Genomic DNA, 21,586 nt, shown 5'->3' with positions numbered 1-21,586 from the left:
GCCCTTCCTTCGTCGTTCAGCGCGTCTTGTCCAAGCGGGACAACGCTTCCTCGTAACCGTTCACCAGGTCCGCGACGACGTCGGCGACCGGCCGCACCCGGTCCATCCGGCCGACGATCTGCCCGACCGGCATGGACACCACGCTCGGGTCGTTCGCCGCGTGGATCCGGTTGTGGGCCGGGGAAACCAGCAGGTTCTGCAACGGCATCGGCAACGGCTCGGGCGCGTCCGGCGCGGCCCACGCCTCGGTCCAGCGGGTCTTGAGCAGCCGCGCCGGCTTGCCCGTGTAGATCCGCGTCCGCACGGTGTCCGACGACGTCGCCGCGACGAGCGCCTGCTGCATCGCCACCGACTCGGCCATCGTCTGCAGGTACTCCTCGGTGGCCAGCCACATCGAGCCCATCCAGACGCCGGAGGCGCCGAGCGCGAGCGCCGCGGCCATCTGGCGGCCGGAACCGATCCCGCCCGCGGCGAGCACCGGCACGTCGACCGCGTCGACGATCTCCGGCACCAGCACCATGGACGCGATTTCGCCGGTGTGCCCGCCGGCTTCGTAACCCTGCGCCACCACGAAGTCGACGCCGTTTTCGACGTGCCGCACCGCGTGCTCGGCCTTCCCGGCGAGCGCCGCGACCGGGACGCCCTTGTCGTGGCACTGGCCGATCACGTCCACCGGCGGCGAGCCGAGCGCGTTGGCGATCAGCTTGATCGGGTGGTTCAGCGCGACCTCGACGTGCGACCGGGCGACCGAGTGCAGCCAGCCGAGCACCCCGGCGCGCTCGTCGGTGTCGTCCGGCAGCGGCGGGACCGAGAGCTCCTCGAGGACGCGGTCGACGAACGCGCGGTGCCCGTCCGGGATGAGCTTCGCCAGATCGACCTGCGTGCCCTCGGCGGGCACCTTCGCCGGCATGACGATGTCGACGCCGTACGGTTTCCCGCCGGTGTTCTCGTCCATCCAGGTGAGCACCCGGTCGAGTTCGGCGGCGTCGTTGAACCGCACGCAGCCGAGCACGCCGAGCCCGCCGGCGCGGCTGAGCGCCGCGGCGACGTGCTCCGACGGGGTGAACCCGATGATCGGCAGGTCGATGCCGAGCCGGTCGCACAAGGGTGTCCGCACTTCTGGTGTCCTCCTCAGACGGGCTGGGCCGCGGCCGGTTCGTGCTCGGCGGCGTAGCGCTGGGCCCACGGGTAGTCCGGCTTGCCGCTGGGCGAGCGGCCGATCTCGTCGGCGAGCCACACCGTGCGCGGCACCTTGTAGCCGGCGATCTGCCCGCGCGCGTGCTCTTCGATCGCGGCGAGGTCGCCTTCGGCGCCGTCCCGGAGCTGGATGACGGCGGCGACGCGCTGGCCGAGCCGCTCGTCCGGGACCCCGATGACGAGCGCGTCGAAGACGTCCGGGTGGGACTTGAGCGCCCCTTCGACCTCTTCGGGGTAAACCTTCTCGCCGCCGGTGTTGACGCACTGGGAGCCGCGGCCGAGCAGCGTGACGGTGCCGTCCTCCTCGTAGCGGGCGTAGTCGCCCGGGACGACGTACCGGACGCCGCCGACCTCGACGAAGATCTTCTTGCTCTTCTCGGGGTCGCCGTAGTAGCCGAGCGGGACGTGCCCGCGGCGGCCGATCAGCCCGACCGCGCCGGGCTTCTTCTCGACGACGTTGCCGTCGTCGTCGAGCAGGATGGCGTCCTGGCCGAAGTTCACCCGCGGGCCGGCGCTGTGGTCGGAGCCCTTGGCCACCATGCCGATCCCGGTGAAGCCGCTTTCCGACGAGCCGATGGCGTCGGTGATCACGGCGTTCGGCACCAGTTCGACGAACTCCTGCTTCACCGACTGCGAGAACAGCGCGGCGTGGCTCGACACGGCGACGACCGAGGAAGCGTCGTAGTCGCCCTCGCGGAAGGCCTCGATGAGCGGGCGCGCCATCGCGTCGCCGACGATCGTGAGGACCTGGACCTTGTGCTCCTGCACGGCCTTCCAGATCTCGTGGGCGTCGAAGCGCGGGACGAAGACCACCGGGCTGCCGGTGAACAGCGCGCCGAACGCGGCCCACTGCGCGGCGCCGTGGATCAGTGGCGCGGCGGGCAGCCGGGTCAGGCTCCCGGCCTTGCCCTGCTCGGCGAGCGTCCACTCGTCGGGGATGTATTCGCCGGTGACGAAGTTGATCCCGCCGCCGAGCGCGCGCCAGACGTCCTCCTGCCGCCAGAGGACGCCCTTCGGGTAGCCCGTGGTCCCGCCGGTGTAGAGGATGTAGAGGTCGTCGCCGCTGCGCTCGCCGAAGTCGCGTTCGGGGCTCTGCGCGGCGAGGGCGGCCTCGTAGTCGACGCCGCCGTAGCTCTCGTAGTCGCCGCCGCTGCCGTCGTCGATCACGACAACGTGTTTCAGTTTCGGCGCCTCCGGCAGCACCGCGGCGACCTTGTCGGCGTAGCTGCGTTCGTGCACCAGGGCCACGATCTCGGCGTCGTTGAAGAGGTAGACGAGCTCGCCGTGCACGTAGCGGTAGTTGACGTTGACGGCGATCGCGCGCAGCTTGTACGCCGCGATCATCGCCTCCAAGGCCTCGATCGAGTTGCGGGAATAGACCCCGATGTGGGACCCGTGTCCCACGCCGTGCGCGGCGAGGTGGTGGGCGAGCCGGTTGGCTCGCGCCTCCAGTTCGGCGAAGGTGACTTGCCGGTCGCCGCACACGACCGCGACGCGCTCCGGCACGGCGTCGACGGCGTGCTCCAGAAGATCCGCGATGTTGAGTGCCACGCCCTCAAAGTAGAACATGTTATCGTTCCGGGCAATGGCACTGCTCCTTCAGGAGGTCTTCCGTGGGTGAACCGCACGCGCTGGTGTCGCAGGAGGGCCAGACCCTCGTCGTCACGATGAACCGGCCCGAAGCGCGCAACGCGATCACCGGCGAGATGATGGCGATCATGGTCGAGGCCTGGGACCGGGTCGATGCGGACGACTCGATCCGCAGCTGCATCCTCACCGGCGCGGGCGGCGCGTTCTGCGCGGGCGCGGACCTGAAGTCGATGTCCCGCAACTCGCCGTCGGAGTCGTTCGCTTCGGGCAAGTTCGACCCTTCGCGCATCCCCGGGCTCCTCAAGGGGCGACGGCTGACGAAACCCCTGATCGCGGCGGTCGAGGGGCCGGCGATCGCGGGCGGGACCGAGATCCTCCAGGGCACCGACATCCGGGTGGCGGGCGAGTCGGCGCGCTTCGGGGTGTCGGAGGCGCGCTGGGGACTGTTCCCGATGGGCGGGTCGGCGGTGCGGCTGCCGCGGCAGATCCCGTACACGGTGGCGGCGGACATCCTGCTGACCGGACGTCACCTGTCCGCTTCCGAGGCGCTGGCGATCGGCCTGATCGGTCACGTGGTCCCGGACGGCTCCGCGCTCACGAAGGCCCTGGAGCTGGCGGCACTGGTCAACGCCAACGGGCCGCTGGCCGTGCGGGCCATCCTCCGGACGATCCGCGACACCGAGGGACTGCACGAGGAAGAGGCCTTCAAGCTGGACTCGCAGTACGGGATCGAGGTCTTCGCCTCCGAGGACGCCAAGGAGGGGCCGCGAGCGTTCTCGGAGAAGCGGAAGCCGGACTTCACCGGTCGCTGATGCCGACCTCGCCACGTAACGAACCGGCCGCCGATCCCGAGTTCCCCACGAGGCGGTTGGCCGACCTGGCTGGAGGCAGAGTGGACTCGCTCGGCGAACAGAAATCCGAGAACCCGGCCGACATCTCGGCGATCATCAGGGAACCTCATTTCGCCGCGGAGGTGCTCCTGGCCGAGTACAAGACGCTGCGCGACGAGATCCTCAAGAAGATGGATCACCGAACATCGATGGTGGTGTGTTCCGTAACGGTCAGCTCGGCAGTTCTCGGGTTCGGAGTCGAACGAACAAGCGGCCCTCTTCTTCTGGTCTCACCACTTGTCTCGCTTCTTCTCGGCACCCTCATCGTCTTCCAGAACGCGCAGATCGGAGAGGCTTCCGAACACATCCGCAGGATGATCGAGGCGCCCCTCTCGTCGACGTTTGACGGATTCGAAGGGTGGCACCACACCAAACGGGATCCCAAGTACCGCCTGCGACAGCGCCTGCTCTCCTACCACCTGCCCCTGATCTTGATTGCGGTCGCGCCGGCCGTTGTGGCCGCGCCCCTCGCCCTAGCGAACCCGAAGCCGCTCGCCTTGACCACTCCGATCCTGATCGTCGACCTGTGTCTCCTGACGATCTACGCCGCCCAACTCGTCAAGCACAGAGACTTGGTCTGACTTCCGCAAGGTCGCCGCAAACTCGCCGTCGCCCATAGAACACGTTCCTTTCCACCAGGCCAGCCACGCGAGTGAATCTTGCCGACAGAACGAGAACGTGTTTCACTCAAGGACGTGACCGAGACACCGCTTGCGGCACCGCTGAACGTCGGCTTCGACTACACGCGCTCCACCGGGCCCGTGCTCGGCCGGTTCGTCACCGCGCTGCGTGACCGCCGCATCGAAGGCATCCGGGGCAGTGACGGGCGGGTGCACGTCCCGCCCCTCGAGTACGACCCCGTGACCGCCGAACAGCTCGGCGAGTTCGTCCCCGTCGGCGAAGAGGGCACCGTCGTCTCCTGGTCGTGGTGCCCCGAGCCGCTCGACGGGCAGCCGCTGAGCCGGCCGTTCGCCTGGGCGCTCGTCAAGCTCGACGGGGCCGACACCCCGATGCTGCACGCCGTCGACGCCGGCTCGCCCGACAAGATCCACAGTGGACAGCGGGTGCGCGTCCGGTGGGCCGAGGAGACCGTCGGGCACATCCGGGACATCGCCTACTTCCTGCCGGCCGACGCCGAGGACACCACGCCCACCGAGCCCGCTCCCCCGGTCGCCGAGCGCGAAGAAGGCGCGCCGATCAGCGTCGTCATCACGCCGGTGCACCTGAAGTACATGCACTCGGCCTCGCCCGAGGAGAGCACCTACCTGCGCGGGCTCGCCGAAGGGAAGATGATCGGCCAGCGCTGCCCCGCCTGCGGCAAGGTCTACATCCCGCCGCGCGGGGCCTGCCCGACCGACGGCGTGCCGACCACCGAAGAGGTCGAACTCCCCGACACCGGCATCGTCACCACGTTCTGCATCGTCAACGTCCCGTTCCTCGGCCAGCGGCTCAAGCCGCCGTACGTCGCCGCGTACATCCTGCTCGACGGGGCCGACATCGCCTTCCTGCACCTCGTGCTCGGCTGCGCCGCCGAAGACGTCCGCATGGGCATGCGCGTGCGCGCCGCCTGGAAGCCGCGCGACGAGTGGTGGACGTCGCTGGAGAACATCAGCCACTTCGAGCCGACCGGTGAGCCGGACGCGGCTTACGAAACCTTCGCCCACCACCTGTGAGGTCCTGATGCCAGACGTCGCGATCGCGGGCTTCGCGAAGGCCCCGAACGTCCGCGAAACGCCCGGTACCACCAACGGCGTGGAGATGCTCGTCCCGATCTTCGCCGAGGTCTTCGCGCAGACCGGTCTGTCCAAACAGGACATCGGGTTCTGGTGCTCCGGCTCCTCGGACTACCTGGCCGGCCGCGCGTTCTCGTTCATCGCCGCCGTCGACGCGATCGGCGCGTTCCCGCCGATCCACGAGTCGCACGTCGAAATGGACGCCGCCTGGGCGCTGTACGAGGCGTGGCTGAAGATCAAGATGGGCGAGGTCGAGACCGCGCTCGTCTACGGCTTCGGCAAGTCCAGCGCCGGGCAGTTGCGCCGGGTGCTCGCCCTGCAGCTCGACCCGTACGTCGTCACGCCGCTGTGGCCGGACTCGGTCTCGATCGCCGGGATCCAGGCGCGGCTGGGCCTGGAGGCCGGGCTCTGGTCCGAAAAGGACCTGGCCGAGGTCGCCGCGCGCGGGACCGGCAAGGACGTCGCGGAACTCCTGGATACGCCGTACTACGCCGATCCGTTGCGCAAGCATGACATCGCCCCGATCACCGACGGCGCCGCCGTGATCGTCCTGTCCACTGTGGAACGAGCGCGGGAGATCGTCGAACGCCCGGCCGTGATCACCGGCATCGAACACCGCGTCGACTCCCCCGTGCTCGGGGCCCGCGACCTGACGCGTTCGCCGTCCACCGAGGCGGCGGCCCGGGCGCTGGACCTCGACGGCGTCGACCTCGCCGAGCTGCACGCGCCCTTCACGCACCAGGAACTCATCCTGCGGACCGCGCTCGGGCTGGGCGACGGCGTGCAGCTCAACCCCTCCGGCGGGGCGCTGGCCGCGAACCCGATGTTCTCCGCCGGGCTCGCCCGGATCGGCGAAGCGGCGGTCCGGATCCACCGCGGCGAATCCCGCAAGGCCGTGGCGCACGCGACGAGCGGGCCGGCCCTGCAACAGAACCTGGTGACCGTGCTGGAGGCCCGATGACCAAGCAGCTCACCGCCGTGCTCGGCACCGGCCAGACGCACCACCGCGCCAAGCGGCAGGACGTCTCGATGCCGGGCCTGCTGCGCGAGGCGATCGACCGCGCGATGACCGACGCCCAGGTGGAGTGGGCCGACATCGACGCCGTCGTGCTCGGCAAGGCGCCGGACCTGTTCGAGGGCGTCATGATGCCCGAGCTGTTCCTCGCCGACTCGCTCGGCGCGACCGGGAAACCGCTGCTGCGCGTGCACACCGCCGGGTCCGTGGGCGGCTCGACCGCGCTGGTGGCGGCGTCGCTCATCCAGTCGGGCGTGCACCGGCGCGTGCTCACGGTGGCGTACGAGAAGCAGTCCGAGTCGAACGCGATGTGGGGCCTGTCGATCCTGCCGCCGTTCCAGATGCCGGTCGGCGCCGGCGCGGGCGGCTACTTCGCCCCGCACGTGCGGTCCTACATCCGCCGTTCGGGGGCACCCGAGCACGTCGGGGCGATCGTCGCGGCGAAGGACCGGCGCAACGGCGCCCTCAACCCGTACGCGCACCTGCGGCAGCCGGACATCACCGTCGAGTCGGTGCGGGCGTCGCAGATGCTGTGGGACCCGATCCGCTACGACGAGACGTGCCCGTCGTCCGACGGCGCGTGCGCGATGGTGCTCGGCGACGAGGCCGCCGGGGACGCCGTCGAGGGCGGCGCGGCCTGGGTGCACGCGACGGCGATGCGCACCGAGCCGACCACGTTCGCCGGCCGCGACCAGGTGAACCCGCGGGCCGGGCGCGAGGCCGCGGCCGCGCTCTGGGCCGAGGCGGGGATCACCGACCCGATGTCCGAAGTGGACGTCGCCGAGATCTACGTGCCGTTCTCGTGGTTCGAGCCGATGTGGCTGGAGAACCTGGGTTTCGCGCCCGAAGGCGAGGGCTGGAAGGTCACCGAGAAGGGCGAAACGGCGATCGGCGGCCGCCTGCCGTGCAACCCGTCGGGCGGCGTGCTGTCGTCCAACCCGATCGGCGCGTCCGGCATGCTGCGGTTCTCCGAAGCGGCGAAGCAGGTGATGGGCCGGGCCGGGGACTACCAGGTGGACGGCGCCCGCCGCGCGCTCGGCCACGCCTACGGCGGCGGGTCACAGTACTTCTCGATGTGGCTGGTGGGTTCGGAGAAGCCGAGCTGATCACCCCCGCGAGCGGCGGCGCAACCGCAGCGCGAGCAGCGTTCCGAGCACGCCCGTCACCACGCCGACCGTGGCGGGCACGGCCATCGGCGGGTCCACCACGACCACCGGCTTCAGCACCACCGGCGCCGGCGGCTGCACCGGTTTCGGGGGTGCGTCCGAGCCGGTCGCCGTCCACGCCGTCACGTACACGAGCAGGCGGGCCACGAGCGAGATGAAGAAGATGAGACCGATGATCGAGCCGAACGCGATGCCGGTCGGCGAGTCGCCGATGAGCCGGAGGTAGAACCCGCCGGCCAGCTTCAGCGCCTCGAAGCCGACGGCCAGCGCGACCGCACCCCGGACCGCACTGCGCACGCCGACCTTCTGCCGCGGCAGCCGGGTGAGCACCCAGAGGAAGACCAGCCAGTCGGCGGCCAGCGACAGCGGCACCGAGGACGCCGACACGAGCTGGTGGCCCCAGCTCGTGTCGTCGAGGCCGGCCAGCCGGAGCAGGTAGCTGCCGAGCGCGGTGCCGGAGATGGTGAGCGTGAACGACACCAGCAGCGCCGCGGTCAGGCCGAGCAGCGCGAGCAGGTCGACGAGGATCAGCCGCAGCAGCGACTGGTCCGACCGGTTCTGCCCCCACAGCGCCGTCAGCGAGTCCCGCAGCGCGTTCATCCAGTTCCAGCCGGAGTAGAGGCCGATGGCGAGACCGACCACGCCGACGCTGGTCCGCTGCTCGACGAAGCCGGTGAGCAGTTCGGTGGCCTTGTCGCCGAGCCCGCCGGGCAGCGTGGACACGATCGCGTGCACCAGCGTGTCGAGCAGGTGCGGCTGGGTGGCCAGCACGAACCCGGCGACCGACGAGGCGACCATCAGCAGCGGCACCAGCGACAGCAGGCTGAAGTAGGTGATCGAGGCGACGTAGTGGTAGCCGCCGGCGTCGATGTAGCGGTTGGTCGCGCGGGCGATGTGGTCCAGCCACCGGTACCGGGCGCGCGCCCGGGCCCAGGGGCTCGGCGCCTTCGGGGAACTCTTCACGAAGACTGTCTACCCAGCCGGGGCCGTCTTTGCGCAGGCAACACGCGGTTCAGCCCAGAACGACCAGCCCGGACCCGTCGTCGACCGGCAACGCGGCGTCGGTCGTGGCGAAGACGGTGCTGCCGAGGAAGTCGAGTTCGCCGCCGAGCGTGGCGAGGAAGGCGGTGTCGGCGGCGTCGCGGCCGGTGGAGATCCGCAGCATGGTCTGCCGCGGCGCCAGCCGGGTGGCGTCGAAGACGTACCAGTGCCCGTCGACGGCGGCTTCGAAGACGGCGTGGAAGTCCATCGGCGCGAGCCCGGGCGCGTAGACGCCGACGTACCGCGCGGGGATGTCGAGGAACCGGCACAGGGTGATGCAGACGTGCGCGAAGTCGCGGCAGACACCCTCGCCGGCCAGCAGGGTGTCGACGGCGTCGTCGGTGGGCCGGCCGGCACCGACCACATAGGACAGTCGTTCGTGGACGTGCCGGACGACGGCTTCGACTTGCCGGCGTGGGTTTTCGAGCTTGCCGAGTTCCGGCGGCACGAGCCCGGCGACGCGGTCGGACGGGCAGTACCGGCTCGGCCGGGTGAACACGGCGACGTCGGCGAGCGTGACGGGCTCGGGTTCGGGCTCGTTCAGCACGCGTTCGGCGTGGTAGGTGACGCGGTGCTCGCCGGCGGGCAGGTCGAAGACCTCGGCCCGGGTGCCGTGCTCGAACTCGACGGGCCGGCTCTCCCCGTGCCAGGACACGGTGAGCTCTTCGGTGTCGGCGTGCGCCGCGGAGACCGAGATCGCCGCGGGCCCGGGTTCGGTGACGCGGATGGCGAACTCGACGTCCACCGTCGCTCGCGGGGCCATCGTCCCATCATGGCATCCCCTGGCAGAATCGCCGGGTGAGCGACATCGTGGTGTTCCACTCAGTGCTCGGCCTGCGACCCGTCGAGCTGGGCTTCGCCGACCGGCTGCGGGCGGCGGGCCACCGGGTCACCACGCCCGACCTCTTCGCCGGGCGGACGGCCTCGACCCTCGAAGAGGGCTTCGCGGTGAAGGACGAGGTCGGCTGGGAGACGATCACCGGACGTGCCCGCGATGCCGTGCGGGAGCTGCCGCCGGAGACCGTGCTCGTGGGCGTGTCGATGGGGGCGGGCGTGGTCGAGACCGTGCTGCCGCACCGGCTCGGCACCACCGGCGTCCTGATGCTGCACGCCGTGGGGGCGGTGCCCGCCGGGATCCGGCCCGGCCTGCCGGTGCAGCTCCACGTCGCCGACCCCGACCCGATCGCCCCTCCGGCGCAGGTCGCGGCCTGGCGCGAAACGGCGGCCTCGGTGGGTGCCGATGCCCGGGTGTACACCTACCCGGGCATCGGTCACTTCTACACCGACGCCGGCGGTCCCGAGTACGACGCGGCCGCGGCGGAGCTCACCTGGGACCGCGTCGACGGGTTCCTCAGGCGTACTTCACCGGGTAGTGCTTGATGCCGTTGATCCAGCTCGACCGCAGCCGCACCGGGGGTGCCGCCTCGGCGATGTCCGGCATCACGTCGGCGATGGCGTTGAAGATCAGGTCGATCTCCAGCCGGGCCAGGTTCGCGCCGATGCAGTAGTGCGACCCCGTGCCGCCGAAACCGACGTGCGGGTTGTCCTCGCGGAGGACGTCGAACTTCTCCGGGTCGTCGAAGACCTCGTGGTCGAAGTTGGCCGAGCTGTAGAACATCCCGACCCGGTCGCCCTTGCGGATCCGCGCGCCGCCGAGCTCGGTGTCGCGGGTGGCGGTGCGCTGGAAGGCGACGATCGGGGTGGCCCAGCGGACGATCTCGTCGGGCGCGGTCTTCGGCCGCTGCTCCTTGAACAGCTCCCACTGGTCCCGGTGGTCCAGGAACGCCTTCATGCCGTGGGTGATGGCGTTGCGCGTCGTCTCGTTGCCGGCGACGGCGAGCAGGATGACGAAGAACCCGAACTCGTCGGAGCCGAGCGATTCACCGTCGACGTCGGCCTGGATGAGCTTGGTGGCGATGTCGTCCATCGGGCACTTGCGCCGCTCCTCGGCCATGTTCCAGGCGTACCCGACGAGCTGGGCGGACGCCTCCAGCGGCGCGACCTCGTACTCGGGGTCGTCGTAGGCGACCATCTGGTTCGACCAGTCGAAGATCTTGAGCCGGTCTTCCTGCGGGATGCCGATCAGCTCGGCGATCGCCTGCAGCGGCAGCTCGCACGCGACGTCGGTGACGAAGTCGCCCGACCCCTTCTTCCGCGCCTCGTGCACGATCCGCTCGGCGCGCTCGCGCAAGGTGTCCTCGAGCTTCGAGATGGACCGCGGGGTGAAGCCCTTCGACACGATCCGCCGCAGCTTCGTGTGCTGCGGGGCGTCCTGGTTGAGCAGCACCAGGCGGTTCGCCTCGAGGTTGTCCTCGGTCATGTTCTCGTCGAAGCGGATGATGGCGGTCTTCTCCCGCGACGAGTACAGCGTGCTGTCGCGCGAGACCTCCTTGACGTCCGCGTGGCGCGAGACGACCCAGTACCCGTCGTCGCGGTAGCCGGCGGTGTTGTGCTTCTGGGGGTTCCACCACACCGGGGCGGTGCGCCGGAGCTCGGCGAACTCGGCGACGGGGAGTCGCTCCGCCAAGAGATCCGGATCGGTGAAGTCGAACCCGGCGGGGATGAGCGGAGCGGCCACGTTGCCTCCCACGGTTCGGCTTGGAACACGTTCTAGGTTGGATTGAAGCATACGGCGTTAACCAACGGAAGACCGTGAGTGAAACCCGTTTACTCAACCGGGGATAGCAGGTGAGCGCGCGCTCACTCGGGCAAGATCAAGAACCGGCCACGCCTGCGCAGACTTGCACAAAACGATAACTTGTTCTAGTTTCTGCGTTAGTGAACAGTGTTTCCCGACGAAAGGGACGACATGGGCGTGCCGGTCATCGTCGAAGCCGTGCGGACCCCGATCGGCAAGCGGAACGGGCTGCTGGCGGGCCTGCACGCGGCCGAGCTGCTGGGTGCCGCGCAGCTCGCCCTGCTGGACCGCGCCGGGATCGACCCGGCGCTCGTCGAGCAGCTCATCGGCGGCTGCGTCACGCAGGCCGGTGAGCAGTCGAACAACGTCACGCGCACGGCGTGGCTGCACGCGGGCCTGCCCGAGACGGCGGGTGCGACGACGATCGATGCCCAGTGCGGCTCGGCGCAGCAAGCGACCCACCTCATCGCGGGCCTGATCGCGGCGGACGCCATCGACGCCGGTGTCGCGTGCGGAGTCGAGGCGATGAGCCGCGTGCCGCTGGGCACGAACCGCGCCGGTGCCTCACCACGGCCGTCGTCGTGGTCGATCGACCTGCCCAACCAGTACGGCGCGGCCGAGCGGATCGCGGTCCGCCGCGGGCTGACGCGCGAGGACGTCGACCGGTTCGGGGCGGCGTCCCAGCAGAAGGCGGCGGCCGCGTGGGCGGCGGGCCACTTCGACCGCGAGGTGGTGCCGGTGAAGGCCCCGGTCCTCTCGGCTGACGGCGCACCGACCGGCGAGACCCACCTCGTCACGCGCGATCAGGGCCTGCGGGAGACGACGGTCGAAGGCCTGGCCCGGCTCAAGCCGGTGGTCGAGGACGGCGTCCACACGGCGGGAACGTCCTCCCAGATCTCCGACGGCGCGGCGGCCCTGCTCCTGCTGGACGCGGACCGCGCGGCGGCGCTGGGCCTGCGTCCGCGGGCCCGGATCGTCGCGCAGGCGTTGGTCGGCGCCGAGCCGTACTACCACCTGGACGGCCCGATCCGCGCGACGGAACGCGTGCTCGCCCGGGCCGGGATGACGGTGGGTGACGTGGACCTGTTCGAGGTCAACGAGGCGTTCGCGTCGGTCGCGTTGTCGTGGCAGCAGGTGGTCTCCCCGGACCCGTCCCGCGTGAACGTCAACGGCGGCGCGATCGCCCTGGGCCACCCGGTGGGCAGCACGGGTGCCCGGCTGCTGACGACGGCGTTGCACGAGCTGGAGCGCCGGGACGCCTCGACGGCGCTGGTGACGATGTGCGCGGGCGGCGCACTGGCCACGGCGTCGATCATCGAACGGCTCTAGGCCCCCGACCACCACGCCGTCGGGTGAACGGCTTGTGCTTCACTTCGAGGCATGATCTCGGAAAGCCGTTGCCCGGTGGAGGACGGCGAGCTCCTCGTCCGCCGCGGCGGCGAGGGCCCGGCACTGCTGCTGATCGCGGGCGGCACCGGATCGGGCGACGCCTACCGCGCGCTGGCGAAGCAGCTGTACGCGGACTACACCGTGATCACCTACGACCGCCGAGGCCACTTCGGCAGCACGGACACGACCACGGGCCCGGTCCCGGTTTCCCTGCAGGCGGACGACGCTTTGGCGGTCCTGGACCACGCGGCCGACGGCCCGGCCCAGGTGTTCGGTTCGAGCGCCGGCGCCCTGATCGGCCTCGACCTGGTCGCCCGCCACCCGGACCGCGTGACAACGCTGGTCGCGCACGAACCCCCGGCGGTCCACCTGATGCCGGACGCCGGAGGCTGGCTCGAAGCGGCGGCCGAGCAGGTCCGCCTGGCCCGCGCGGGCGAACTGATGGCGGCGGTGACCCGGTTCGCGGACGCCATCGCGGGCGCGGCGCTGCCGAACCTGCCCAACCTCCGCCTGCCGCACGAAGCCGACTGGATCCGGTTGTTCGACCGCGAGCTGACGGAGTTCTTCGACTACCTGCCGGACCTGAGGGCCCTGCGGAAGGCGACCACGGAGATCTTCCCGGTGGCGGGAGAGGGCAGCCGGGGCCGGTACCATTACCAGCCGGCGAAGATCCTGGCTCTGGAGCTGGGGTTGCCGTTCGTCGAGACACCGGGCTCCCACCTGGCCCCGCAGCGAAACCCGGTGAAGTTCGCGGCGGCGTTGAAGGACCTGCTGAACGCGGAGGCCTGACGGGCGGCACGCGTGCCCGAATGGACGACACGCGTGCCTGGACGGACGACACGCGTGTTTGGAAGGACGACACGGCGTCAGACGACTCGGATGCCGTCCTTCCAGACCTCCCGGATGTTCGACGCCAGCGCCGGGAAGTCGTACGGGTTGCCCGCCACCACCACGACGTCCGCCCGCAGGCCCGGCTCCAGCCGGCCCAATTCCCCGTCCAGGCCCATCAGCCGCGCCGCCGAGGAGGTCGTTGCCTCCAGGACGTCCCCCGGCGTCATGCCGCACGCCGCCATCAGGGCCAGTTCCTCGAGGTTCGTCCCGTGCGGGCCCACTCCGCTGTCCGTTCCCATCGCGATCCGGACGCCCGCCGCATACGCGCGGCGGACCGAATCGCGGTGGGCCTCCACCACTTCGCGCGCCTTCGCCACCACCGCCGGCGGGAGGTCGACGCCCGCGTCGGCCGCGCGGACCACGTTGACCGGGGCGATCAGCGTCGGGACCAGCCAGGTTCCGTGCCCCAGCATCAGCTCGATCGCTTCGTCGTCCAGGTAGATGCCGTGCTCGATCGAGCGCGCGCCCGCGCGGACCGCGTTCTTGATGCCCGCCGCGCCCTGGGCGTGGGCCATCACCGGGCGGCCCTGCATCGCCGCCTCCGTCACCAGGACGTCCAGTTCCTCCGGGGTGAACTGGGCGTGCCGCGGGTCGTCGCGCGGGGACAGCACTCCGCCGGTCGTGCACACCTTGAGCACGTCGGCGCCCGCGCGCAGCAGCGTCCGGGCCACCCGGCGCATCTCGTCGGGCCCGTCGACCGTCGTGTCCGGACGGCCCGGGTGCGGGACCATCAGCGGGACGCACAACCCCGACGGGTGCCACGCGTCGCCGTGGCCGCCGGTCGGGCTGATCAGGCCGATGGAGATCTGCAGCCGCGGGCCCGGGATCAGGCCGTCGTCCACCGCCTGCTTGATGCCGAGGTCCGCGCCCGCCGCGTCGCGGACCGTCGTGATGCCCAGGCCCAGCGTCGCCCACAGGTTCCGCGCGGCTTCGTAGAACTGGTAGGAGAACGGCTTCTGCACCCGCGACAGCAGCCCGATGTCGGAGATCGTGACGTGCACGTGGCAGTCGAAGAGCCCGGGCAGCAGCACCGTGCCGGTGCAGTCGACACCCTCGTCGCCGTCGAGGTCGGTCCCGACGTCGACGATCCGGCCGTGCTCGACGACGACGTCGGCCGGGGCCGGGTCCGCGCCGGTGCCGTCGAAGACCGAGCCGCCGGTGAACACCGTGCGCGTCACGCCGCCTCCACGAGGGCAAGAGTACTCGCGACCACAACCGTGCCGTGGTCGATCCGGACCTGCGGGCGGCCGCCGCGGACGCGGTCGTTCGATCCACTGTGGACAACCCCGCGGGGCCGATGGTAGCTGCGCACCCGCGTCACCCCGCCATGAGCCCGAGGCGGCGGACGGCGAGTTCGGCCAGCAGCGCGGCGCCGTCGCCGAGCACCTGATCGTCGAACCGGGCGCGCGGCGAATGGTTGTCCGGGGCGGTCACGGGGTCCGTGGGGCAGGCGCCGAGGAAGAGGTACGCGCCCGGAACCCGTTCCAGGACACGGGAGAAGTCCTCCGAACCGGTGATCGGATCGGCCATCTCGGTGAAGCGCTCCTCGCCGAAGACGTCGCGGATCGTGTCGGCGACGAACGCGTAGGCGGCGGCGTCGTTGACCGTCGCGGGGTACTCCGGTTCGTAGGTGACGTCGACGTCGAGGCCGTGCGCCTGGGCGATGCCACGGCAGACCTGCACCGCGCGCTCCCCCACCTTCGCGGCGACCTCCGGGGAGAACGACCGGAGCGTCGCCTCGAACACGGCGTCGTCCGGGATGATGTTGCGCCGGGTGCCGGCGTGGAACGAGCCGACGGTGATGACGACCGGGTCGAAGACGTCGAAGGTGCGGGTGACCATCGTCTGCAGGGCGGTCACCATCTCGCAGGCGGCCGGGATCGGGTCGCGGGCGTCGTGCGGGGACGAGCCGTGGCCGCCGTCGCCCTTCACGCGGACCTCGAGCGCGCCCGACGCCGCCATCAGCGTCCCGGGGCGGGCGACGAAGTGGCCCTTGGCGTAGCTGGCGGCCGAGACGTGCAGGCCGTACGCGGCGTCGACGTGCTTGCCGGACGCCGTCAGGACGCCTTCGTCGATCATGTGGCCGGCGCCGTCCCAGCCCTCTTCGCCGGGCTGGAACATGAAGACGACGTCGCCGGGGAGGTCGTCCTTGCGGGCGGCGAGCAGGCGGGCCGCGCCGACCAGGCCGGCGGTGTGGAGGTCGTGGCCGCAGGCGTGCATGGCGCCGTCGAGGGTCGAGCTGAACTCCTCGCCGCTGGCTTCGGTGACCGGGAGCGCGTCCATGTCGCCGCGCAAGAGGACGGTGCCGCCCGGGTGGCCGCCGCGCAGGACCGCGGTGATCGACGACAGGTTCTTGCCGAGCGTGATTTCGAGCGGCAGCCCGTCGAGGGCGGCGAGGACCCGTTCCTGGGTGCGCGGGAGGTGGAGGCCGATCTCGGGGACGCGGTGCAGCTCGCGGCGCAGGACCTGCAGGTCGTCGAGCATGGCGGCGGCATCGGAGCGCAGGGTCATCCGCCGATCATGCGAGAGTCGAGCACAATGGCCGGGGAAAATGGCCGAAACCACCGTTCCGAGGGCTGATGAGCGAAGAATCCGCCATGCTGGCCGAGCAGGACCTCAAACTGGCCGACGCGCTCCAGGCGGCGCCGCGGGCGTCGTGGTCGACGCTCGGCGACGCGCTGGGGTTGGGCGCGGTGACCGTGGCCCGCCGCTGGGACGCGCTGGTGGAGCGCGGGGACGCCTGGCTCACCGCGTACGCCGGCGGGGAGCTGATTTCGCAGCTGGTGCTGGCTTTCGTGGCGATCGACTGCGAGCCCGGCGCGGCGCCGGCCGTCGCGGAAGCGCTGGCCTCGGACGTCCACGTGGCCACGGTGGAGCACGTGGCGGGGCCGTGCGACCTGCTCGTTCACGTGGTGACGCCGTCGTTGCGCGAGCTGGGGGCGCACGTGGCGACGTTGGCCGTCCCCGGCGTGACGCGGCTGAGGACGACGTTGTCCTCACGCATGTTCACCGAGGGCAGCCGCTGGCGCGTCCGGGCGATCTCCCCGGGTCAGCGGGAAGCGTTGTCGCCGAAGCCGGCCCGCCAGCGCGCCCCGCTGCGGTTCGACGCGGCGGACCGGGCGCTGATCTTGGCGCTGGGAGCGGACCCTCGAGCCTCGGCGGCGGCGCTGGCGGGCGTGCTGGGCGTCGGGGCGACGACGGTGCGCCGACGTCTGGACGGATTGCTCGGCCGCGGCGCGATCCGGGTGAGGTGCGAGATCGCGCGATCGGTGTCGCCGGCGCCGGTCACGGTGACGCTGTGGCTGACGGTGCCGCCGGACAAGCTGGAGACGACGGCCCGTTCGCTGGCGATGGTGCCGGAGGTCCGCATGTGCGCGGCCCTGACGGGGGCGGCGAACCTGATGCTGGTGCTGTGGCTGCCTTCGTCGCACGACGTCGTGGCGGTGGAGGCCCGGCTGGCGGCGAAGCTGCCGTGGCTGGAGATCACGGACCGGGCGGTGACGCTGCGGAGTGTCAAGCTGATGGGCCGCTTGCTCGACTCGGCGGGCCGGGGCGTGGGGCGGGTACCGCTGGATTTCTGGGCCGCGGTCCCCGTGCCGGAGCACGGGGACCGCAGCGTTCACCGGTCCGGGGGATGAGGGGGGGTGAGGTGGAGGGAAGCATCCCCCGGGGCCGGGGTTCTCGGGGCCGCCGTTCGCGGGCCGGGGTCGGGCCGGTTGGACTCCGCGGGCTGAGCCGGGCTGGATTGAGTTGGGCTCCCCGGGCCGGGCCGGGTCTGGCCGGGGTCGGGCCGGTTGGACTCCGCTGGCGGGGCTCGGCCGGATTGAGTTGGGCTCGCCGGGCCGGGTCTGGCCTGGCCGGGTTGAGTCGACTCCGCGAGCCGGGCCAAGGCTCCGCTAGTGAGGCTCGGCCGGATTGAGTTGGGCTCCCCAGGCCGGGCCAGCCTGGCCTGGGCCGGCTCGGTGACCGAGGGGCGGCCACCGGCCGGAGCTTCGGGGCGGGTACTGCGTGGTTCGGGACGGAGGCCGCGTGCTCGGCAACCGAAGTCGCGTGACTGGGGACGGATCTTGCGTGGCTGGAGGCGGATCTCGCGTGATCGGGAAGGCGTCGCGCGTGATTGGAGGGGTATCTCGCGTGATTGAGGAGGCATCACGCGTGGCTGGAGGGGGGATCTCGCGTGGTCGGGGCGGGAAGGGTTCCGGCGCGGTGGACGGGGGTGAGGTGGAGGGAAGCGTCCACCGGGCCGGAACTCGCGGGCGGGAGCGACTCCCGCCTTCTCCTCCTTCGCTGATCCGGCTGGCCGGATCGGTGGTGAGGTATCCCGGCCCGGCGGACATGGGGGGTGAGGTGGAGGGAAAGCGTCCACCGGACCGGGGCTCGGGGTGCGGGACGGGTCCCGCGGTTTCTCGGGGTGGAACAACCGGCCCGGTGGACTGGGGGGTGAGGTGGAGGGAAGTGTCCACCGGACCGGGGTTCGGGGTGCGGGACGGGGTCCCGCGATTTTCGGGGTGGTGCAACCGGCCCGGCGAACCGGGGGGGGTGAGGTGGAGGGAAAGCGTCCACCGGGCCGGGGATCGGGGAGCGGGTCAGTACCCGCTGGGTGATGTCGCGACCGCCTGCTGCACCGCCGGCCTGCGCGCCGGGTCGGCGCGGCAGCCGTTGGGCTCCAATGCGTACCACGTGCCGCCCGCGCCGTGGCCGGTTGCCGCTCCCGGCCCGTCGTCCGATGCGTGCGTGTACGCCGGCCAGCCTCCTACCGTCAGCTGCGTGGTGCCGTCCTCTCGGCGGATTCGGCCGACCAAACCGGAGTCGATACCGCCCGCGACCGTGATGGGGCCGTCCACCACGACCGGCGGCCACTTCGCGACGCAGGCCGCGTCGCAAGTGGACTTTCCGGAATCCTTGCCGTCCTTGGTGAACAGGTACAACGTCCGGCCGTCCGCGTCCGTGAGGACCCGGCCGAGGCCGTCGACCTCACCCGTCTCGAGGGTCGCCGGGTCGGCTTTGCGGCCCGCCGGGGTGATCGGGGCCCAGTCCGCGCTGACCCGACGGCCGAGCGCGATGCCCGGGCCGGTGTCCTTCGCGAACCGGTAGACCGGCCAGCCGTCGACCGTCACCTGCTTGCGGCCGTCCGGCCGGGTGACCTGGCCGACCAGCTCGGCGTCGATCCCGGCGGCCACCGCCGGCGTGTCGGAGATCAGCGGCGGCCACGTCGTCGCGCACGGACCGGCGCACGTCGCCCGGGGCGGGCCGGCCGAGTCCTTCGCGTACCGGTAGAGCGTGTGCCCTTCGGCATCGGCCAGTACCGTACCCAACCCGTCCACAGTGGACGAAATCAGCTGGGCCGCGGCGCCGGCCGGGACCGTGCTCGCCGGCTGCTGCTGCGCCCCGAGCACCACCGGCTGGACGGCTCCGGACGTGGCGTACGGGTTGGTCCCGCAGGCCGCGACCAGCGCGAGTCCGGCGACGGCGATCGGTGCGGCAACAGCCGGGCGAGCACGGTTCATCGGAAGTTCTCCTTCCCTCTCCAGAAGGGTGTTATTCGGCGCAGACCTTGCCGGAGTTGATGCAGTTGACCAGGCGGCCCATGATCTGCTTGCTCATCACGTTCGCGAAGTCGTCGTGGTCGGAGCGCGGGTTGTGCTCTTCCTGCGCGAAAGCGTCCACTTTGTACTGCTTGTTCTGCTGGACGTCCTGCGGCACGTCGTACACCAGGGTCACCTGCAGCTGGGGCACGTTCTTGAAGCCCTGCGGGCACTTGCCCTGCTGGTCGGCGAACACGATGTGGCTGCGGTGGTCCGCGCTGTCGGTGTTCTTGCCGTCCCAGCAGTTCGGGAAGGCGTGGATCCGCTCGACCTTGCTGCCCTGCGGGCAGATCGGGTACTTGTCGGTCAGCCGGTCCTCGAACCCGGTGCAGGTCCAGCTGGGCCGCGCGTTCTTCGGGCCGTTGGTGCTCTGCTTGGCGTCACCGTAGAGGATCTTCAGGCCGAGCGGCATCGCGACGACGTTCTGCGCGCCCCCGCCGATGAACTTCAACGTCGCGGACTCCGGCTCGATGATCTCGCCGTCGTTGTCGCCGACCTCTTCGTTCGCGCCCTGCGGACCGCCGAGCTCCTCCTGCTGCCCCTGGTCCTTGTTCTGGTCCTGCTGGTTCTGGTTCTGCTGCTGGTTCTTGTTCTGCTGGTTCTGCTGGTTCTTGTTCTGCTGCTGGCCGTTCCGGTCCTGCTGGTCGTTGTTCTGGTCCTGCTGCTGGTCGTCCTGCTGCTGGTTGTTCTGCTGCCGACGCTGCTGCCGGTCCTGCTGCTGCTGACCGTCGTTCTGGTCACCCTGCTGCTGGGCGCTCAGCCCGGTCCGGCCGCCGCCCTGACCGCGGCGCTCGCGCTGGTTCTGGTCCTGCGCGTCCTTGGCGTCCTGCCCGCTCTTGTCCTGCTGGACGTCGCCCGTCTTGCCCTGCTGCTGTTGCTTGGCCTTCTCGTTCTTGCCCTTGTTGGTCGCTTCGTCTTCGCGGTCGACGCGGATGACCGGCCAGAAGTACGCCGACTGGTCACCGTTCTTGCAGGTGGTGTCGCCGGCGAGCAGGCTCTTGAGGCTCGAATCGGCGTCCGTCGTCACGTTGCCGACGTAGTCGTGCAGGTGCTGGGCGCCGTTCTTGATCCCGGGCTGCGCGATGAAGTTGTCCGGGTTGTGGTGCGACCCGTCCGCGTTCGTTCCACAGTCGACGGTGAAGGAACCCTTGGCACCCTTCTGCTTCAAGGCCGCGTTCACGTTGCTGCCGGCGGGAACCTTGGTGATGTCGATGAAGAACGACGGGTCCGCCGGGTCCGCGCTGGCTTCGCCCGTGCGGCCCGTGCTGACCGCGACGGCGAGTGCGCCGACGGCGATCGCCAAGCCGATCGCACCCATCGCGATCTTGGTTCGGCGGGCAACGCGGTGCTTGCCCGTCACGGGGGACCGAGAATTCCGGGCCATAGACTAGTTCACCTCGTTCGTTTTTCCGGGCGCGCGCCGGTGAGCGCGGCAGCCCGGGCAAGAACTACCGTTGATTGAGCTCGAGATCGCACGGAACCCGGGTGGGGATGCTTGCGGTTCCGGCTGTCGGGATGCATCGGGGGATGCATTGGGGGATACGGACCTGAGCGGCACGAGGTTCAAAAGCGACCGGTCCGTTATCTGTTCGTTATCTACGAGAACGCAACCGGGCAGCATTTACCCAGGTCATGGGGTTTCACCGAAAGAAAGAATTCAGCGCTGGACGACGACGAGGACGGTGCCGTCTTCGCCGCGCACCTCGAACCGGCTGATCTGGTCCATCGCCAGGGAGACCGAACCCTGCAACCGCAGCGGTTCGGGCGAGCCGGGGATGCCGAACCCCTTGGGCGGCACCGACCAGCTGGAGACGACGCGCTCGGTCCCGGTGGCCGGGACGGCGACCAGCTGGCACTTCACCGGCCCGACGATGCCGCGCAGCTCGAGCTCGACGCGGCTGCCCCACTCGACCGGTGAAACGGTGACGAGAGCACTGACGGCGGACCCGCCGCTGCCGCGGCCGTAGGTCTGGCCGCCGCCGGGCTGCCCCTCGGCGCCCCCGGGCGGGGCGGTGGACGTCGCCGGGACGCTCGTCGCCGGCGGGGGCTGCTTGTTGCTCGGAGCGGCGAGGGAAGCGGGCGGCACGGCGTCGGCCGGCCGGACCGCGAGGGTCACCAGCGGGCCGGCGATCACGGCCGCCGCGGCGGCGGCGCCGGCGAGGATGCCGATCCGGCGACGGCGGCGGCGCTTGACGGCGGCCTCTTCCATGAGGCCACGCAGCACCCGGGGGCCCGGCGACAGGGTGCGCGGGCTCGGCGCGGGCATCGGGGGCTCGGGCCAGCTGCGCTTCACCAGGTCGAGGACGTCCGGCAGCTGGTAGAGCTCGATCAGGTCGAGCTGGCAGTGCGGGCAGTTCATCAGGTGGGCTTCGAACTGGGTGTTCTCGGCCTCGCTGAGGACGCCGAGCACGTAGGCGGCGACGTCGGTGTGCGGTGATCCGGCCACGCTCA

19 protein-coding genes are annotated in these 21,586 nt (G+C 70.9%); 9 read left to right on the top strand and 10 right to left on the bottom strand.

From position 1 onward, the window contains the following. Window positions 1–16: 16 nt before the first annotated feature. Complete coding sequence (locus H5965_RS33805) at window positions 17–1,117, bottom strand: nitronate monooxygenase family protein (RefSeq protein ID WP_310974847.1); 1,101 nt, start codon at window positions 1,115–1,117, stop codon at window positions 17–19. Window positions 1,118–1,131: 14 nt separating this feature from the next. After that, window positions 1,132–2,748, bottom strand: a complete 1,617-nt coding sequence (locus tag H5965_RS33800) for an acyl-CoA synthetase (RefSeq protein ID WP_310974846.1) — start codon at window positions 2,746–2,748, stop codon at window positions 1,132–1,134. 62 nt (window positions 2,749–2,810) lie between these two features. Between H5965_RS33800 and H5965_RS33795 the strand changes: the two genes are divergently transcribed. The 5 genes from H5965_RS33795 (at window position 2,811) to H5965_RS33775 (ending at window position 7,531) form a co-directional block, all read left to right on the top strand. Next, window positions 2,811–3,599, top strand: coding sequence for a crotonase/enoyl-CoA hydratase family protein (locus H5965_RS33795; protein ID WP_310974845.1), 789 nt, complete (start codon window positions 2,811–2,813; stop codon window positions 3,597–3,599). Window positions 3,600–3,679: 80 nt separating this feature from the next. After that, on the top strand, window positions 3,680–4,258 hold the full coding sequence (locus tag H5965_RS33790) for a hypothetical protein (protein WP_310974844.1): 579 nt from the start codon (window positions 3,680–3,682) through the stop codon (window positions 4,256–4,258). Window positions 4,259–4,372: 114 nt separating this feature from the next. After that, a complete protein-coding gene (locus tag H5965_RS33785) occupies window positions 4,373–5,350 on the top strand; it encodes an OB-fold domain-containing protein (RefSeq protein WP_310974843.1) in 978 nt (325 codons plus the stop codon). 7 nt (window positions 5,351–5,357) lie between these two features. Beyond that, the gene (locus tag H5965_RS33780; RefSeq protein WP_310974842.1) at window positions 5,358–6,371 is read left to right on the top strand and encodes a thiolase domain-containing protein; all 1,014 of its coding nucleotides are present in this window, start codon (window positions 5,358–5,360) and stop codon (window positions 6,369–6,371) included. Further along, window positions 6,368–7,531: a thiolase domain-containing protein gene (locus H5965_RS33775; protein WP_310974841.1), complete on the top strand. Its 1,164-nt coding sequence runs from the start codon at window positions 6,368–6,370 to the stop codon at window positions 7,529–7,531. The genes H5965_RS33780 and H5965_RS33775 overlap by 4 nt, the downstream gene beginning before the upstream one ends. Here H5965_RS33775 and H5965_RS33770 read toward each other — a convergent pair whose 3' ends face one another. Beyond that, entirely contained in the window at window positions 7,532–8,554 is a 1,023-nt protein-coding gene (locus H5965_RS33770; RefSeq protein ID WP_310974840.1) for a YhjD/YihY/BrkB family envelope integrity protein, read from the bottom strand. A 49-nt stretch (window positions 8,555–8,603) separates the two neighbouring features. Continuing rightward, window positions 8,604–9,395 carry a transglutaminase family protein gene (locus H5965_RS33765; protein WP_310974839.1) on the bottom strand — a complete coding sequence of 264 codons (792 nt, stop codon included), beginning with the start codon at window positions 9,393–9,395 and terminating at the stop codon, window positions 8,604–8,606. Window positions 9,396–9,430: 35 nt separating this feature from the next. On the opposite strand from H5965_RS33765, the gene H5965_RS33760 reads away from it, so the two are divergent. Beyond that, window positions 9,431–10,012: a dienelactone hydrolase family protein gene (locus tag H5965_RS33760; RefSeq protein WP_310974838.1), complete on the top strand. Its 582-nt coding sequence runs from the start codon at window positions 9,431–9,433 to the stop codon at window positions 10,010–10,012. On the opposite strand, the gene H5965_RS33755 is transcribed toward H5965_RS33760, so the two are convergent. Then, a complete protein-coding gene (locus H5965_RS33755) occupies window positions 9,984–11,210 on the bottom strand; it encodes a cytochrome P450 (RefSeq protein WP_310974837.1) in 1,227 nt (408 codons plus the stop codon). The two genes, H5965_RS33760 and H5965_RS33755, sit on opposite strands and share 29 nt — an antisense overlap. 231 nt (window positions 11,211–11,441) lie before the next feature. Here H5965_RS33755 and H5965_RS33750 point away from each other — a divergent pair, with 231 nt between their 5' ends. Both H5965_RS33750 and H5965_RS33745 read left to right on the top strand, forming a co-directional pair. Further along, the gene (locus H5965_RS33750; RefSeq protein ID WP_310974836.1) at window positions 11,442–12,599 is read left to right on the top strand and encodes a steroid 3-ketoacyl-CoA thiolase; all 1,158 of its coding nucleotides are present in this window, start codon (window positions 11,442–11,444) and stop codon (window positions 12,597–12,599) included. A 51-nt stretch (window positions 12,600–12,650) separates the two neighbouring features. Further along, on the top strand, window positions 12,651–13,448 hold the full coding sequence (locus H5965_RS33745; protein ID WP_310974835.1) for an alpha/beta hydrolase: 798 nt from the start codon (window positions 12,651–12,653) through the stop codon (window positions 13,446–13,448). A gap of 77 nt (window positions 13,449–13,525) precedes the next feature. Here H5965_RS33745 and H5965_RS33740 read toward each other — a convergent pair whose 3' ends face one another. Together H5965_RS33740 and H5965_RS33735 are read right to left on the bottom strand one after the other, a co-directional pair. Next, a complete protein-coding gene (locus H5965_RS33740) occupies window positions 13,526–14,728 on the bottom strand; it encodes an amidohydrolase family protein (protein ID WP_310974834.1) in 1,203 nt (400 codons plus the stop codon). Between the two features lie 139 nt (window positions 14,729–14,867). Further along, window positions 14,868–16,061: a M20 family metallopeptidase gene (locus H5965_RS33735; protein WP_310974833.1), complete on the bottom strand. Its 1,194-nt coding sequence runs from the start codon at window positions 16,059–16,061 to the stop codon at window positions 14,868–14,870. A gap of 68 nt (window positions 16,062–16,129) precedes the next feature. On the opposite strand from H5965_RS33735, the gene H5965_RS33730 reads away from it, so the two are divergent. Continuing rightward, window positions 16,130–17,188 (top strand): Lrp/AsnC family transcriptional regulator, encoded by a 1,059-nt coding sequence (locus H5965_RS33730; protein WP_310974832.1) that lies wholly within the window; start codon window positions 16,130–16,132, stop codon window positions 17,186–17,188. A 948-nt stretch (window positions 17,189–18,136) separates the two neighbouring features. Here H5965_RS33730 and H5965_RS33725 read toward each other — a convergent pair. From H5965_RS33725 to H5965_RS33715, 3 genes are all read right to left on the bottom strand, one after another. After that, a complete protein-coding gene (locus H5965_RS33725; RefSeq protein ID WP_310974831.1) occupies window positions 18,137–19,057 on the bottom strand; it encodes a hypothetical protein in 921 nt (306 codons plus the stop codon). 31 nt (window positions 19,058–19,088) lie between these two features. Further along, window positions 19,089–20,519 (bottom strand): DUF1996 domain-containing protein, encoded by a 1,431-nt coding sequence (locus tag H5965_RS33720; protein ID WP_310974830.1) that lies wholly within the window; start codon window positions 20,517–20,519, stop codon window positions 19,089–19,091. 273 nt (window positions 20,520–20,792) lie between these two features. After that, the gene (locus H5965_RS33715; RefSeq protein ID WP_310974829.1) at window positions 20,793–21,581 is read right to left on the bottom strand and encodes a zf-HC2 domain-containing protein; all 789 of its coding nucleotides are present in this window, start codon (window positions 21,579–21,581) and stop codon (window positions 20,793–20,795) included. Between the last annotated feature and the right edge of the window lie 5 nt (window positions 21,582–21,586).

Origin of the sequence: Amycolatopsis sp. 505 (genome assembly GCF_031625235.1) — a bacterium.
Lineage (GTDB): Bacteria > Actinomycetota > Actinomycetes > Mycobacteriales > Pseudonocardiaceae > Amycolatopsis.
Note: the sequence above shows the minus strand (reverse complement) of the source record. Positions and strands in the feature narration are given on the sequence as shown.

Coding starts and splice junctions, on each gene's coding strand:
- H5965_RS33750 (WP_310974836.1), top strand. CDS start 11,442: ATGGGCGTGCCGGTCATCGTCGAAGCCGTGCGGACCCCGATCGGCAAG.
- H5965_RS33730 (WP_310974832.1), top strand. CDS start 16,130: ATGAGCGAAGAATCCGCCATGCTGGCCGAGCAGGACCTCAAACTGGCC.
- H5965_RS33775 (WP_310974841.1), top strand. CDS start 6,368: ATGACCAAGCAGCTCACCGCCGTGCTCGGCACCGGCCAGACGCACCAC.
- H5965_RS33780 (WP_310974842.1), top strand. CDS start 5,358: ATGCCAGACGTCGCGATCGCGGGCTTCGCGAAGGCCCCGAACGTCCGC.
- H5965_RS33745 (WP_310974835.1), top strand. CDS start 12,651: ATGATCTCGGAAAGCCGTTGCCCGGTGGAGGACGGCGAGCTCCTCGTC.
- H5965_RS33720 (WP_310974830.1), bottom strand. CDS start 20,519: ATGGCCCGGAATTCTCGGTCCCCCGTGACGGGCAAGCACCGCGTTGCC.
- H5965_RS33735 (WP_310974833.1), bottom strand. CDS start 16,061: ATGACCCTGCGCTCCGATGCCGCCGCCATGCTCGACGACCTGCAGGTC.
- H5965_RS33725 (WP_310974831.1), bottom strand. CDS start 19,057: ATGAACCGTGCTCGCCCGGCTGTTGCCGCACCGATCGCCGTCGCCGGA.
- H5965_RS33765 (WP_310974839.1), bottom strand. CDS start 9,395: ATGGCCCCGCGAGCGACGGTGGACGTCGAGTTCGCCATCCGCGTCACC.